Annotated in this window: 18 protein-coding genes and 1 other annotated feature; of the genes, 15 read left to right on the plus strand and 3 right to left on the minus strand. The window is 39.8% G+C overall.

Annotated features, from left to right (window positions below; translation table 11 throughout):
* The first annotated feature begins 12 nt into the window (after positions 1-12).
* The 8 genes from yhbY to rpmF all read left to right on the plus strand — a co-directional run bounded on the left by yhbY (position 13) and on the right by rpmF (position 4,703).
* Positions 13-324: a ribosome assembly RNA-binding protein YhbY gene (gene yhbY, locus WDC_RS01360; protein WP_044010019.1), complete on the plus strand. Its 312-nt coding sequence runs from the start codon at positions 13-15 to the stop codon at positions 322-324.
* A gap of 12 nt (positions 325-336) precedes the next feature.
* Entirely contained in the window at positions 337-984 is a 648-nt protein-coding gene (locus WDC_RS01365; RefSeq protein ID WP_044010020.1) for a nicotinate-nucleotide adenylyltransferase, read from the plus strand.
* The gene (yqeK, locus tag WDC_RS01370) at positions 977-1,585 is read left to right on the plus strand and encodes a bis(5'-nucleosyl)-tetraphosphatase (symmetrical) YqeK (protein WP_044010021.1); all 609 of its coding nucleotides are present in this window, start codon (positions 977-979) and stop codon (positions 1,583-1,585) included. Before WDC_RS01365 ends, yqeK begins: the two co-directional genes overlap by 8 nt.
* Positions 1,585-1,941, plus strand: a complete 357-nt coding sequence (gene rsfS, locus WDC_RS01375) for a ribosome silencing factor (protein WP_044010022.1) — start codon at positions 1,585-1,587, stop codon at positions 1,939-1,941. Before yqeK ends, rsfS begins: the two co-directional genes overlap by 1 nt.
* Entirely contained in the window at positions 1,938-2,678 is a 741-nt protein-coding gene (locus tag WDC_RS01380; protein WP_044010023.1) for a class I SAM-dependent DNA methyltransferase, read from the plus strand. Before rsfS ends, WDC_RS01380 begins: the two co-directional genes overlap by 4 nt.
* A 12-nt stretch (positions 2,679-2,690) precedes the next feature.
* On the plus strand, positions 2,691-3,833 hold the full coding sequence (locus tag WDC_RS01385; RefSeq protein WP_044010024.1) for a nucleotidyltransferase: 1,143 nt from the start codon (positions 2,691-2,693) through the stop codon (positions 3,831-3,833).
* 76 nt (positions 3,834-3,909) lie between these two features.
* Positions 3,910-4,467: a DUF177 domain-containing protein gene (locus WDC_RS01390; protein WP_044010025.1), complete on the plus strand. Its 558-nt coding sequence runs from the start codon at positions 3,910-3,912 to the stop codon at positions 4,465-4,467.
* 53 nt (positions 4,468-4,520) lie between these two features.
* Complete coding sequence (gene rpmF / locus WDC_RS01395; protein WP_044010026.1) at positions 4,521-4,703, plus strand: 50S ribosomal protein L32; 183 nt, start codon at positions 4,521-4,523, stop codon at positions 4,701-4,703.
* Between the two features lie 170 nt (positions 4,704-4,873).
* Here the strand turns inward: rpmF and adhP are convergent, their stop codons facing one another.
* Positions 4,874-5,890: an alcohol dehydrogenase AdhP gene (adhP, locus tag WDC_RS01400; RefSeq protein WP_044010027.1), complete on the minus strand. Its 1,017-nt coding sequence runs from the start codon at positions 5,888-5,890 to the stop codon at positions 4,874-4,876.
* 314 nt (positions 5,891-6,204) lie between these two features.
* Here adhP and WDC_RS01405 point away from each other — a divergent pair, with 314 nt between their 5' ends.
* Together WDC_RS01405 and WDC_RS01410 are read left to right on the plus strand one after the other, a co-directional pair.
* Positions 6,205-6,891: a response regulator transcription factor gene (locus tag WDC_RS01405; RefSeq protein WP_044010028.1), complete on the plus strand. Its 687-nt coding sequence runs from the start codon at positions 6,205-6,207 to the stop codon at positions 6,889-6,891.
* Between the two features lie 31 nt (positions 6,892-6,922).
* Positions 6,923-8,419, plus strand: a complete 1,497-nt coding sequence (locus tag WDC_RS01410) for a HAMP domain-containing sensor histidine kinase (protein ID WP_225349604.1) — start codon at positions 6,923-6,925, stop codon at positions 8,417-8,419.
* Positions 8,420-8,508: 89 nt separating this feature from the next.
* On the opposite strand, the gene yidC is transcribed toward WDC_RS01410, so the two are convergent.
* Together yidC and WDC_RS01420 are read right to left on the minus strand one after the other, a co-directional pair.
* On the minus strand, positions 8,509-9,408 hold the full coding sequence (yidC, locus tag WDC_RS01415) for a membrane protein insertase YidC (protein ID WP_044010030.1): 900 nt from the start codon (positions 9,406-9,408) through the stop codon (positions 8,509-8,511).
* Positions 9,409-9,510: 102 nt separating this feature from the next.
* A complete protein-coding gene (locus WDC_RS01420; RefSeq protein ID WP_044010031.1) occupies positions 9,511-9,780 on the minus strand; it encodes an acylphosphatase in 270 nt (89 codons plus the stop codon).
* A gap of 73 nt (positions 9,781-9,853) precedes the next feature.
* Between WDC_RS01420 and WDC_RS01425 the strand changes: the two genes are divergently transcribed.
* The 5 genes from WDC_RS01425 to pheT all read left to right on the plus strand — a co-directional run bounded on the left by WDC_RS01425 (position 9,854) and on the right by pheT (position 15,336).
* The gene (locus WDC_RS01425) at positions 9,854-10,624 is read left to right on the plus strand and encodes a TrmH family RNA methyltransferase (protein ID WP_044010032.1); all 771 of its coding nucleotides are present in this window, start codon (positions 9,854-9,856) and stop codon (positions 10,622-10,624) included.
* 67 nt (positions 10,625-10,691) lie between these two features.
* Positions 10,692-11,195, plus strand: a complete 504-nt coding sequence (locus tag WDC_RS01430) for an HD domain-containing protein (protein ID WP_044010033.1) — start codon at positions 10,692-10,694, stop codon at positions 11,193-11,195.
* Between the two features lie 29 nt (positions 11,196-11,224).
* A complete protein-coding gene (locus WDC_RS01435; protein WP_044010034.1) occupies positions 11,225-11,563 on the plus strand; it encodes a winged helix-turn-helix transcriptional regulator in 339 nt (112 codons plus the stop codon).
* 44 nt (positions 11,564-11,607) lie between these two features.
* Positions 11,608-11,816, plus strand: a binding site (T-box leader).
* Between the two features lie 43 nt (positions 11,817-11,859).
* Positions 11,860-12,906 (plus strand): phenylalanine--tRNA ligase subunit alpha, encoded by a 1,047-nt coding sequence (locus tag WDC_RS01440; RefSeq protein WP_044010035.1) that lies wholly within the window; start codon positions 11,860-11,862, stop codon positions 12,904-12,906.
* A 12-nt stretch (positions 12,907-12,918) separates the two neighbouring features.
* Positions 12,919-15,336, plus strand: coding sequence for a phenylalanine--tRNA ligase subunit beta (pheT, locus tag WDC_RS01445; RefSeq protein WP_044010036.1), 2,418 nt, complete (start codon positions 12,919-12,921; stop codon positions 15,334-15,336).
* Positions 15,337-15,338: the final 2 nt, after the last annotated feature.

Consider the following 15,338-nt stretch of genomic DNA (forward strand, 5'->3'; position numbering starts at 1 on the left):
TTGAGGAAAATAATGGAATTAAGAGGAAAACAAAAAAGATACTTACGAGCACAGGCACACTCATTAAGACCGATGTTTTCAGTTGGTAAAGAAGGGTTATCACAAAACTGGTTAGACCAGTTGAGTGGGGCTTTGGATAAACGTGAGTTGATTAAAATCAACATTCTGCAAAATGCTGATGTGGATATTGATACCGTCCGTCAGTTTATCGAGAGTAAAACTAATATCCAAGTGGTTCAAACTATTGGCCGGGTGCTTGTCTTATTCATGGTATCAGCTGATGAATCAAAGCGTCATTTATCACAGGTAGTCAGTGAAATTTGAGGAAGTGATTTTTTGCAACGTCAAGCAAGTACAGCAGCCAAAACACAAACGGTAACGCAGACAGAAACGCAGACAGAAACTGCTGGCCATAAACGGCGAGTTGGATTGTATGGTGGTACTTTTAATCCCATTCATAACAGTCATTTAATTGTTGCTGATCAGGTGGGTAATGCGCTGGGGTTAGATGAGGTGTTATTTCTGCCAGATGTGATTCCACCACATGTTGATCATAAAGAAAGCATTGAGCCTCAGTTACGGTTAGAGATGATCCAACTGGCGATTGAAGGAAATCCACTGTTTGGAATTGAACTAGCTGAAGTTAAGCGTGGTGGTATTAGCTATACTTTTGATACAATCGCTGAATTAAAAAGATTACATCCTGAAAATGATTACTATTTTATTATTGGTGGTGACATGGTAGAATATCTGCCCAAATGGCACCGCATTGACGAATTAGCCAAAATGGTGACATTTGTGGGTGTGCAACGACTTGGATACCAAACTAAGAGTAAATATCCTGTGATTTGGGTTGACGCACCGCTAATTAATATTAGTTCAACTGATATTAGACATCGAGTTGAAAGCGGACAGTCGATTCGATACTTAGTGCCTGATAAGGTTGCCGAATTTATAAAGGAGCATCATTTATATCTTGAATGAAGAATTAATTTATCATCAGCAATTAGTACCACATAGCCGGACTGAATTAGTTGCTGTTTTACGTGATCAGCTTAGTCAGCACCGATTTGAGCATGTTTTGCGCGTTGAACAGACGGCGATTAAATTAGCACAGCAAAATAATGTTAACCTAGAAAAGGCAAGCATTGCAGGATTGGTTCACGACTACGCTAAGCAACGTCCAGATCAGGATTTCATCACTGTCATCAAAGATAAACAAATGGATCCTGAATTACTCAACTATGGTAATGCTATTTGGCATGGAATTGTGGGTGCTGAATTAATTAAAACAGAGCTCGGTATTTGGGATGAAGATATTTTGAATGCTGTGCGTCATCATACCACTGGGGCAACAATTATGAGTAAGCTCGAACAGGTCATTTATATGGCCGATTATATTGAACCCGGTCGTAATTTTGCAGGAGTTCAACAAGCACGACAAGTAACTAATCAGAGCCTGCAAGCTGGTGTTAGTTTTCAAACGAAGCAGACACTGCAGTATTTAATTGGACAAAACAAAGCAATTTACCCTAAAACAATTGCAACTTATAATGCATGGGTTGCTGTGAATGGAGGAAATTAATGGGTAGTAAAGAAATTTTAACAACAGTAGTTAAAGCAGCTGATGATAAGCGGGCTGAAGACATTGTTGCATTGGATGTGGCACAAGTTAGTTTGTTAGCAGACTACTTTGTCATTATGAGTGCAAATTCAAAGCGACAGGTCCAAGCAATTGCAGACGCTGTGGTTGAAGAAGCACATAAAACAGATATTGATGTGCGCCGAATTGAAGGTAAGCAGACTGGAACATGGGTGTTGGTAGATTTGGGAGATGTGGTTGTCCATATTTTCCAAAAAGATCAACGGCAATTTTACAACTTGGAGAAACTCTGGTCACAGGCACCATTAGTCAATATTGATGCGTGGATTGAAGCATGATTTACGGTAATTTTGCGCAATTATATGATGAATTATTTGATGAGACATTGTATATTGAGTGGCGTGATTTTGTTGTTCAACGTGTTACACCTGATAATACTATTTTAGATTTAGCTGGTGGTGCAGGGCGGTTGGCTGTATTACTCGCACAAAAAAATTATTCAATTACTGTCGCTGATTTTTCTGCTGGTATGTTGAGTCTAGCAGATCGACATGCACGCGAAAATAATGTGAACATTCCATTGATCGAAGCTAATATGCTTGATTTAAGTGAGTTAGATCAGTATCAAACGATTCTTTGTTTTGCTGATTCGTTGTGTTATTTGAAGAATTTGGATCAAATAACAACAACATTTATGAAGGTTAATCAACATTTAGCTGAGGATGGTAAATTTTTATTTGATGTAATTACACCATATCAAACGGATCATGTTTATCCAGGGTATATGTACAATTATGAAGATGACCATCATGAACGTGCCTTTATGTGGCAAAGTTACGCTGATGAGCAACAAGCGCATGGTGTCATTCATGAATTGACGTTTTTTAATCAATTACCTGAATCCAAGCAATATGAGCGGGTGGCAGAAACTCATTTCGAGAAAACCTACGAATTAGAACAGTATTTGATGGCATTAACACAAGCTGGTTTTAACAATATTAACGTTAGTGCTGATTTCGGCCGACAAAAAATTAATGACCAAACAACTCGTTGGTTTTTTGAGTGTCAAAAGTGAGTGTGATGAAAAATGAAAGCAGTAGGATTAGTAACAGAATATAATCCATTGCACAATGGTCATTTATATCATTTAGCAACCGCCAAACAGCTTGTGAATGCAGATGTTGTTGTAGCAGTTATGAGTGGTAATTTTACACAGCGAGCTGAACCTGCTATTTTGGACAAGTGGCACCGCACTAAAGCAGCTTTGCTGGCTGGGGTTGATCTGGTGGTTGAATTGCCAGTTCAGTTTGCGGTGCAACCGGCACATTTATTTGCGCATGGTGCGATTACGCTTCTCGACAGCCTGCAAGTAACTGATTTTGTGTTTGGTGCGGAACATGCTGATTGGAATTTCGGTGACTTAGTTGCGGCCGAAGATCAATTTGAACCTGTTAATTTTTCGCATTTTAATGCTACTTATGCAACATTGTTTAATGATCAGCTGCAACGCCAAACCGGAATTGCACTAACTGAACCCAATGATATATTAGCTTTTGGCTACACTAAGGCCAATTTGCAATTAGCGACTCCAATTCAGCTACACGCAATTAAGCGTACAGGCAGTGCTTATCACGATGAAAATATTGATGATCAAATAAATCAAATTGGTAGTGCTAGTGCAATTAGAAAAGCCGTTACAGATGGTAATTTAGCTTATGAGAATTTAGTACCACCACAAACGGCGTTCAATTTAAAACAACTAAAGCATGTTAATGATTGGGAAGATTTATATCCACTGTTGCGCTACCAGTTAATCCAAGCTCCACTCACATATATACACCAAATATACCAAATGTCTGAGGGATTGGAGTATCGCTTGAAACGTGCCGCACAGACAGCAACCAGCTTTAGAGAATTTATGCAACTGGCTAAGAGCAAGCGTTACACTTATTCACGATTGCAACGGGTATGTTTGTATACATTATTGCAGGTTAGTACTCAGGAAATGCAAGTACGATTCAAGACACCGTATTTGCGGGTGCTAGGGTTTAATCACAGCGGGCAAAAATATTTACACCAGATTAAGAAAACTGTTAAAATACCGATCATCACGAAAGTCGATGTAGAGTTAAAGAAGCAACAATTGCAATTGGATTATCGCGCAGGTAAATTATTTGAGCAGTTAAGTGCCAGTGAGCAAGATTTACGTCGAAAACCAATTATTGTTTAGCACTGTCAAGCATATAACGTTGACAATCAATTTATGAGCTAGTATAATTAAGCTCGTTGCATTAGGAGGTAGTACCATGAAATGGTCATTGAAAGAACTAGCACATTACAAAGATGAGCCACTTTCATTTAACAGTACGCTCGACCTGAACGCATCGTTGACTGAGCGTTTTTCTGATTTAATTTTGGCAGTTGATCCCGTACAAATTAAGGGTGATCTGTCTTATGAAAAGGGAGATGTGATGGTGACAGCGACGGTTACAACCGTTTTAACTGTACCATCTAGTCGCTCATTGACACCGGTGAAGCTTCCCACTCATTTCTCATTCACTGAGTTTTATTTAGCGGATGCAAGTCATCTTGAGCGGTATGAAAGTGATGAAACGGTGATTGTATTGGATGAAGATCAAATGATTGATCTGGATGAAGCAGTGGCAGAAAACATTGTTTTAGGGATTCCAATGCGCGTTTTATCAAGTGAGGAACAAACAGGGGCACCGTTACCAACCGGCAGCGATTGGGAAGTTGTTTCTGAAGATGATTATGTTGCTCATGCGACGAAACATAATTCAGTTGATCCACGTCTGGCTAAGTTAAAAGAATTATTTCCTGATCAGGATGATAACAAAAATTAGCAGGCAAGCTTAAATTTTTAAGTGGATAAATATTTTGATAGGAGGTGGCATCAATGGCTGTCCCAGCACGAAAAACATCAAAGACCAAAAAGGCTATGCGACGTGGACACATTAAACTCGCAGTTCCCGGCTTGGCACCTTGCCCAAATTGTGGCGAGTTACGTAAGTCACACATGGTTTGCCCAAATTGCGGTTACTATGATGGCAAGCAAGTAATCAACACAAACAATAACTAATATAAAAAAAGAAACGTTCAAGGCGCCGGACCTGAATGTTTCTTTTTTTTGCGTATTTTTACTTTGATTGTGAGCAAATGTCTCATTTGGCAATCGATTAAAAAAACAGGCTGCAGCAATTGGATTCGCACGCAGTCTGACTTTTTTGATTTTATTAAAACATAATCGGTTTATAGTGACATATCAACAACTTCACGGCCAACAATCTTACCAGCCTTCATTTCATCAATGATGTCGTTAACTTCGCTTAACTTACGTGTGTGCACGATTGGATGAACCTTGCCTTCAGCACCAAATTGGAAGGCTTCTGCCAAATCTTGGCGAGTTCCAACCAATGAACCAGCGACTTGAATGCCGTCAAGAACTGTCTTGGCAATGTTTAACTCCATGTTACCTTGTGGCAGGGCAACAGCAACTAAACGGCCATCAGGACGAAGGGAGTCAACTGCCTGTGTAAATGCATCAGCATTAACCGCAGTAACTTGTGCATTATTGACGCCACCAACTTTTTCCTGAATTTGTTCAGCCACGTGACCCTGGTGGCGATTAATTAGTACATCTGCACCAAGATCCTTAGCTGCAGCTAATTTATCATCATTACCATCAACGACAACAACATGAGCATTGAAAACGTTCTTAGCATATTGAATCGCCAAGTTGCCTAGGCCACCAGCGCCAACAACAGAAACCCAGTCACCTGGCTTAGTGTTACCAACTTTAAGGGCTTTATACATTGTGACACCAGCACAAGTGATTGAACTAGCTTCAATTGGATCGAGACCATCGGGAACTTTAACAGCATAATCAGCATCAACAATAACTTGTTGTGCCATTGCACCATCAACAGTGAAACCTGAATTACGGACGTTACGGCATAAAGTTTCGCGACCTGTTAGGCAATATTCACAGTGCCCACAGCCACCAAAAAACCAGGCGATTGAAACACGATCACCAACTTTTAAGCTGGAAACACCAGCACCAAGTTTGCTGACCCGGCCAACACCTTCATGCCCAATCACGCGTCCTGGCACCTTGCCAAAGTCGCCAGCAGCAACGTGTAAATCTGTGTGACAAAGTCCACAATATTCAACATCAACTAACGCCTCACCATATTCGAGGGGGCGTAAAGTTTTCTCCACAATATCAACATAACCATCAACAGGATCACGAACGATAGCAGCTTTCATTAAAATATAACCTCTTTCCAACATTTTATGTAGTCAACATGTTACTTGATGAGCATAGCAGACTAATTATAGCTTTTCAAGTGAATAAAAGCACAATTTTAAAATTTATTGAACATTTTTTTTGTGGTTTTTGGTTATTTTGAGTGGCACGTCGAAGGATTGATAAAACTAAATTATGGCAAAGTTGACCAAAGGTTTGTTAGTTACTAGGTTTGATTAGAAAATTATGATAAAATAAAGTGTGTTTGCGAAAAACAGTTTAGAATTTTTTTAATAATTCTAGCTAAATATAGATAGGGAGCAGGATGGAATTCATGAGTCGAATTTTAATTATTGAAGATGAAGAAAATTTAGCACGGTTTGTCGAGCTAGAATTAAAGCATGAAGGCTACGATACAGTGGTCGCTTTAGATGGTCGTAAGGGACTAGAAGATGCGCTAAACCAGCATTTCGATGTTATTTTATTGGACTTAATGTTACCTGAGTTAAATGGAATTGAAGTTGCTCGTAGGGTTCGTGAAGTGAAGAGTACACCGATTGTGATGATGACTGCTCGTGATTCTGTGATTGACCGCGTTTCTGGGCTCGATCACGGAGCAGATGATTATATTGTTAAACCATTTGCAATTGAAGAATTATTAGCACGCGTGCGGGCGCTATTGCGTCGAATTAATATCGTTGGCTCACAGGGTGGGGCACATCAAACCACAGTGAGTTATCGCGATTTAACAATTGAAAAAGAAAATCGCATTGTACGTCGTGGTGATGAAGTCATCAATTTAACTAAACGTGAATACGAATTACTATTAATCCTAATGGAAAATGTCAATGTAGTAATGGCACGCGATGTGTTACTTAATCGTGTCTGGGGATACGAGTCGCAAGTGGAAACTAATGTTGTCGATGTCTACATTAGATATTTACGTAATAAAATTGATCGTGTCGGTGAGAAGAGCTATATCCAGACCGTCCGCGGCACTGGTTATGTAATCAGATCTTAACTTAAAATCGATGCTTGGGGATGCCTCACCAGTGAAAACACAAAGCGATAATAAAAAAACTGAATATCGATTATCATTAAAAGTTAAATGGGCGCTAGGGACAGCTTTGGGAGCATTGCTGATTTTTGCCGGTTTAACTTTTGTTTTGTTCCAAACCTTCACACAAGATTTATTAAAACAGGAACGACAGAATGTTAATCAATCTTTAGTGGCAGTTAATCAGCGGTTAAACGGTAAAAGGACTGAGTTGACTAGATCACAGTTAAATCAAGCTATTCGTCCGGAAGATTTGCTCCAAAAAGCAGACCGAGCTCCTAGTAAAATTTATAGTGCCAGTATCACCCGTGGCCTGAGCTCGTCAGAGATGGTTGTTCAAGTATTCAATTTAAAGGGTCAGGTATTATTTAGTACAGGGAAGCAAACGAGTGATTTCAAAGTTAGTTCTGCCAGAAAAATACGATTGGTGCCTGGTAAAACACATAAAATTTTGTTAGGTTCGATGCCAATTATTTCAACCAAAAGCCATCGCACAATTGGCTATTTGCAGGTTGAAAACAAATTGACCAATTATTACCAAAGTTTTAACCGGTTATTAGTTATCTCAGGGTTGGTATTGATACTAGTGGTCATAGCCAGCGGTTTATTAGGTTACGTGTTATCTTATTTTTTGTTGCGACCGATTGATGATATTCACGACACCTTGACCGCAATCAGAGATGATCCAACAGCAAGTCAACGAGTTCCTAAATTGAAGCGACATGATGAACTGTCTGATTTAGGCGAAATGTTTAATGAAATGTTGGACCGAATGCAGCGCTATATCGAGCAGCAATCTCAATTTGTCGAGGATGTTTCACATGAGTTACGAACACCTGTAGCAATTATTCAAGGTCATATGGAAATGCTAAACCGGTGGGGCAAAGATGATCCTAAAATATTAGCTGAATCATTGAGCGCATCGCTAAAGGAAACTAAACGGATGCAAGACTTAGTTCAAGAAATGTTGGATTTAAGCCGTGCTGAGCAAGTTGAAATTAACTTTCGGGATGAAAAGACAGATGTTGACGAAGTAGTTCATCAGGTATTTAATAATTTCCAGATGATTCATCCGGATTTTACATTTGTCCTAGATGATGATTTGAAGGAGAAAGTGATTGTGCCGATCTATCGTGATCACTTTGAGCAGGTATTAATTATTTTGTGTGATAATGCGGTGAAGTATTCAACGAAACGAAAGGAAATTCATATTTCATTGTCGCGGACACTGAATGAGGTTGAAGTTGGTGTTCAAGATTTCGGTGAAGGAATTTCACAAGCTGACATGAATAAAGTTTTTAATCGTTTTTATCGGGTCGATAAAGCACGTAGTCGGAAAAAAGGTGGCAACGGGTTAGGACTGTCAATTGCTAAACGGCTAGTTGAAGGTTATCATGGCGACATTACGTTGGAAAGCTCAGCTGGATATGGTTCTTTGTTCAGGATCACTTTGCCAGTGATTGACGCTGATGTGAAGAGCTTAGATGACTAGAAAAATATAATTTCATTGATCAAAAAAGGTGCTGCTCAATTATGACTGAGTAGCACCTTTATTAATGCGACAAAACTATTCTTTGATTTTTATTTACGTTTATGCTGTTTACCAGCGTTACGATTTAGTGGTTTAGTTGGTGCAATTGGCTTTGCTATTGGTTGTGGTTTGACAGGTTCAACAGGTGTCACAACCTTAGGCGGATTCTTTTTCATTTCAGCCTCGATATCTTTACGAATTTTGGGGCGATAAAGATTGATGATTAAGGTTTGAATAATGGCAAATAATCCGCCAATAAAGAAATACAATCCTAATCCTGCCGAGGCACTCATTGAGATAAACAAGATCATGACCGGACTGGTAAACATGGCTACCCGCATTTGCTTTTTTTGGCTCTCAGGCATACCAATTAATGAAAGCCATCCCTGGGCTAGATAAGCAATAAATGAAAAAATTGCTAACAATATGCTAGGATCACCTAATTTGATCCCCATAAATACAGCACTCGACAAATCAGGAGAATAACGGATCGCTGCGTATAATGCCCCAAACACTGGTAATTGAATTAGTAGTGGTAAACAGCCAATTCCACCAGTCATACTGATACCGTTTTCCCGATAGAGGGTCATCATTTCTTGGCTGATTGCAGCTCGTTCTTCGGCTGTTTTAGCAGCTTTTTGGCGTTTTTGAATATCACTTAATTGAGGACCAACCATGCCCATTTTTTCTTGTTGAATGGTTGACTTGCGCATTTGACTAATCATGATTGGCAGTAAGATCAAACGGACGATAAAGACGATTGCGATAATTGCCCAGCCATAACTGCCATTAAACAGGTTGGCCAACCATTCCATTATGTGTTGCGTTGGCTTTGCTAGGTAATCATAGACCATTCCGTAGGGTTTTCCATTTTTAGTACGAACGCACCCACTTAAAAATAACAGCAAAGTGGTCATCATAATGATGAGTGAAAATTTTTTATTCTTCATATTAAGTATTCAATTCCTTTAACTCTATTTAGTTGTTTCAAACATTTAGTACTATACCTTAAACAACGATTAAATGCCACTAAGATTCACAAGACCGGTAAATTAACGAATCTCAAATTGATTAAATGATTTTAGGGATTGCTGCTTAATTGCTATCTGATCAATCCGGGCAAACGGCGAGGAAGTTTGCTGAATGGCCGTTGTAAAATGTTTTAGTTGTTGTTCAGTTCCTTGTACTTCGATATAGACACTGCCGTTATCCCGGTTAGTGACAAAGCCCGTAACTTCTAATTGGCGTGCTAGGCGCAAAGTTGTATAGCGAAATCCCACACCTTGAACGATTCCAGTAATGGAGAGATTGATTGCTTTCATTGGACTTACCTCCAGTTAGCCTATTAAGTCAGGCTATTTCATGGTATAATTTTAAACAATTGGAGTGAAAAATTTGGAAAAAATAACATCAGTACATAATCAACATGTTAAGGATTGGAAAAAATTACAAACAAGAAAAGAACGTCAAAAAACCAATACCTATTTATTGGATGGCTGGCACTTAGTGAATGAAGCAATTGCTAGCCAGGTATCAATTTTAACGCTAATTGGAACGCAGGAACAATTTGAGTTGCATCCGGATATTTTAACACATGGGTTCGAAACGTATGAAGTTACTAAGGAAATTATGACAGATATCACTGATTCCGTCACGCCACAAGGAATTGCAGCTGTCGTTGAAAAGCCTAAGGATGATTTAGAAATTCCGACGAAACTTACCGGTGCATGGCTATTGCTGGATCAGATTCAAGATCCAGGTAACATAGGTACAATGGTACGAACAGCGGATGCGGCTGGCTTTGTTGGTGTGGTTGCTGGTCGTAAAACAGCTGATCTATATTCGCCAAAAGTAGTTCGGTCAATGCAGGGCAGTCAATTTCATCTGCAGCTCCGACAAGGGAACCTATTTTCTTGGTTGAATCAGTTCAGACAAGCTGCGCTTCCTGTGTATGGCACAGAATTAAATCAGGATGCTAAGAGCTTTCGAGAGGTTGAATCAGCTGATGATTTTGCTTTGATCATGGGTAATGAAGGTCATGGTATGCAGCCGGAATTATTACAGCAAACGACGCAAAATTTGTATATTCCAATGGCGGGTAAAGCGGAGTCATTGAATGTGGCCGTGAGCGCTGGCATCTTAATGTTTCAGTTAAAGCAAAAATAAGCCAAATATTTTGCATTTTAGCTAAATGCGTGTATGATGTTGGAAGAATAATGAAAAGGGGCAATGTATGAAGACAAACGCTTGGCGAGAAGATCAAGAGTATTTGACATTGGTAGGAGATTTGTTGGCGCAGCCGGCAGTTCAAAAATTGGCTAATTATACTCAACATCACCATTCAGATCGGTTGCAACACTCTATTGCTGTGTCATTTGATAGCTATGAATTAGCTAAAAAGATGCATTTAGATTATCAGAGTGTTGCCCGAGCAGGCTTGTTGCATGACTTGTTTTATTATGATTGGCGGACCACTAAATTTGATTTAGGTTCGCACGCATTCATTCACCCACGGGTGGCATTGCGTAATGCAGAAAAAATTACACCATTAAATGAAATGGAAAAAGATATTATTTTGAAACATATGTTTGGCGCAACTTTAGCTTTACCGAAATATCGGGAGAGTCTGCTGGTTTCCTTGGTCGACGACTATGAAGCTGAGCATGAGTTTTTTGGTCCGGCTCGGCAAAAAGTTGAAGCATGGTACCGCAGAGTTAAAGTTCGGATGTCATTTTAATTATTCAATCACAGATGGGAGGGTGAAAGATGGATCAAATGACAGTTAATCAGCCGTTAGATAGTTTTACCCTTTGTCCAAAGTTTGAACAGACTTTTTCAATTTTGGGTAAAAAATGGAATGGATTGATCATTGAAGTTTTACTAAATGAGGGGACGTTACGATTCAAAGATATCGTCACCAATGTGCCAAAATGTAGCGATCGTGTTCTAGTAGAGCGCTTGAAGGAATTAGAACAAGATGGCATTATTGCGAGAAATACCTATGCTAAATCTGGTAAAGTAGACTATTCTTTAACGGATAAAGGATTAGAGCTGCGGTCAGTGATGGATGCAGTACACTCATGGGGAGACAAGTGGTTCGCATAATTTGTACTTGACCATGTCCAACTTATTAATTACAATGAATTGTGTTAAAGACTTTGATGGAAATTAGTAGAGATATAGTTATTAACAGGAAGTTGTTGTCGTTGATTGAAAGCAACAATAATAATTAGTCTCGAATTTCACTTCCGGAGTCGATACTTAAACAGTATTCCGGTTGATAACCGTTAAGAATTAACTTAAGTGTGTGTCTGTTTGGACACAAACTAGGGTGGTACCGCGATGCTTCGTCCCTTTTTACAGGGATGGAGCTTTTTTATTTGCAGAAAAGAGGAGAAATAATGGGACTAAAAGATAAATTAGATCAATTACGGCAACAGGGATTGACTGAAGTCAAAGCCAGCTCTGATTTGAATAAAATTAATGATATTCGAGTTAAAATGCTGGGCAAAAAAGGACCAATCACTGAAGTTTTACGTGGTATGCGTGAGCTCAGCGCGGAAGAACGTCCCAAAATTGGTCAATTTGCTAACGAAGTGCGTGATGATTTAACCAATGCCATCGAAGCCAAGCGCAGTGAGTTAGAGCAAGCTAAAATTAATGCGCAGTTGGAACATGAAAAGCTGGATGTAACTTTACCAGGAAATACAGTTCCACAAGGACAACCACATGTGATCCAACAAATTATTGATCAATTAGTTGATCTGTTTATTGGAATGGGCTATGAAGTTGCGATCGGTGATGAAGTTGAAGAAGATCACTATAATTTTGAAATGTTAAATCTACCTAAGGATCACCCGGCACGTGATATGCAGGATACATTTTATGTAACACCAGAAATCCTAATGCGAACACAAACATCGCCAATGCAAGCTCGAATGTTAGAGCAACATGACTTTACAAAAGGGCCGTTGAAAATGGTCTCGCCTGGTAAAGTTTATCGTCGTGACACAGATGATGCCACCCACAGTCATCAATTCCATCAAGTTGAAGGAATGGTAATCGGCAAACACATTACGATGGCTGATTTAAAAGGGACGCTTGAAGTAGTTGCTCAAGAATTATTTGGTGACGAATTAGATGTACGGTTGCGTCCCAGTTATTTTCCATTTACGGAACCATCTGTTGAGGCGGATATCACGTGTTTTAATTGTCATGGACGTGGTTGTGCAATCTGTAAGCAAACTGGCTGGATTGAAGTGCTAGGTGCTGGGATGACCCATCCCAATGTCCTGAAAATGGCGAGCGTAGATCCTGAAGTATATGGTGGTTTTGCTTTTGGTCTTGGTCCAGATCGGTTCGCAATGCTGAAATATGGTGTTGAAGACATTCGTGATTTCTACCAAAATGACGTACGCTTTTTGACTCAATTTAACCAGAAAGGATAGGCTGAATACATTATGAAAGTTTCATACCAATGGTTACAAGAATACCTTGATTTACCAGAAAAACCTGCTGATTTGGCTGAGCGAATTGCACGAATATCTGTTGATATTAATGATGTTTATTCTCCCAGTGATGGCCTGACCAAGCTTGTTGTAGGCCACGTCGACAGCATCAAACCGCACCCAGATTCTGATCATCTCACTCTTTGTCAGGTTAATATTGGTACGGCAGATGACGTTCAGATTGTGTGTGGGGCACCTAATATTGCTGCCGCTAAAAACGTCATTGTAGCATTACCCGGAGCACGAATTGGTAACAATATTAAAATTAAACGGAGTAAAATGCGGGGTGAATTGTCTGAAGGGATGATTTGTGCGCTCCAAGAAATTGGGTTTGGTGAACAAATTGCGCCAAAGGCCTATGAAGAGGGTATTTGGTTCTTACCTGCTGAAGCAACCCCTGGTGAACCAGTGTTTCCATATTTAGGTATGGATGATACGATTATTGATACGGATGTCACGCCTAATCGTGGCGATATGTTTAGCATGTTAGGCAATGTGAATGACATTGCTGCTTTTTATGGACTAACCTCCAAGTTTAAACCCTTATTAGTGCAAGAAAGTGCTGATCAGCAAACGGCAGATTTGGTTAGTGTCCAAATTGATGACAAAAAAATTGCCCCAACATATAAAATGCGTGTTATCTCAGATGTTCAAATTAAAGATAGTCCCTTGTGGCTTCAAATTCGACTCTGGAATGCGGGCATTCGGCCAATTAACAATGTGGTGGATGTTACTAATTATATTTTACTAAAATATGGACAACCACTGCACAGTTTTGACTATGACAAACTGCCAGCAAAAAATATTGGGGTTCGATTTGCTCAGCAAGATGAACCATTTGTTACTTTAGATGAAAACAAACGTGATTTAAGTTCAGATGATGTTGTTGTTACAGCCGGCGACCACCCAGTTGCCTTAGCTGGAACAATGGGCGGGTTGGAAACTGCAATTAGCAATCAGACTACAAGTGTGGCACTCGAATCTGCTATTTTTGACCCGGTCTTAATTCGGAAACAGGCGCGACGTCATGATTTACACAGTGAATCATCATCTCGCTTTGAGCGGGGGATTAATCCGGAAACTAGTGAAATAGCGCTCAACGAAGCAGCTCAATTGATTGCTCAGTTAGGCACTGGTAAAGTAGCAACCGGGATCGTTACTGGCAGCCAGAAGCCGGCGACACCAATCGAAATTTCACTGACATTGGCAAGAATTAACCACGTGTTGGGAACTGAGTTATCAGCAGTTGAAGTCCAAGATATCTTTGAACGTTTGGCTTTTAAGTGCATTAACAATGATGATACATTTCTTGTGAGCGTACCAGCACGACGGTGGGATATCAGCATCGAAGCTGATTTGTTGGAAGAAATTGCTCGGATTTATGGTTATGACAAAATACCATCAACGTTGCCAGCACAAACAAGCAACATTGGTGGACTGAGCCAACAACAAAAATGGGTGCGTGCTTCCAGACATGTGTTAGAGGGACTTGGTCTCAATCAGGCCATTAGTTATTCTCTGACGACGGTGACAGAGGCACAACAATTCGAAATAAAACGCCATGCCACACCGATGGAATTGGATTATCCAATGAGTCAAGATCATGTGGCTACTCGAATGAGCCTTATTAGTGGTTTATTAACGGATCTTGCTTATAATACGGCCAGAAAACAAGTTGATGTTAGTTTGTATGAACAAGGACGTATTTTTGTTCCGGTCGGTAAAAACAAGCGACCGCAGGAACAAGAGCATATCGCTGGAGCCATTACAGGTCAATTTAGTGCTAAGACATGGCACCACGAGGCTCAAATGGCTGATTTCTATCTCATTAAGGGAATTGTCGCGCAGTATTTGGCCAATATGGCAGTTAAAAACGCAGTGTCATATGTAGCTAGTAATGAACGTTCTGAAATGCACCCAGGAAGAACAGCAAATATTTTTGTTGGTGAAACTTTGGTTGGGTACGTTGGCCAGATTCATCCTCAGACGGCAAAGCAATACAAAATTGGCGCAACGTACGTGTTTGAACTCAACCTTGATAAAATCATGGCGGAACCAAAGAAGCCACGTCATTACCAGATGATTAGCAAATATCCGACAATAACACGTGACATTGCGTTGTTAGTCGATGAGAATATTACGAATGAATCAATTTTAGATGTGATTAATGATAAGGGTGGCGCATATTTGACTGATGTGACATTGTTCGATGTTTATGAAGGTAGTCACCTGCCAGCGCATAAAAAGTCGCTCGCTTATACACTGACTTACCAAGATAAAGAGGGAACACTGGTTGAAGAAAAGGTCAATCAAGCTTTTGATAAGGTAATCAAACAGTTAATGGATAAATTGAACGTGGAAGTTAGATAAAT

This window comes from Paucilactobacillus wasatchensis, from assembly GCF_000876205.1.
GTDB lineage: Bacteria > Bacillota > Bacilli > Lactobacillales > Lactobacillaceae > Paucilactobacillus > Paucilactobacillus wasatchensis.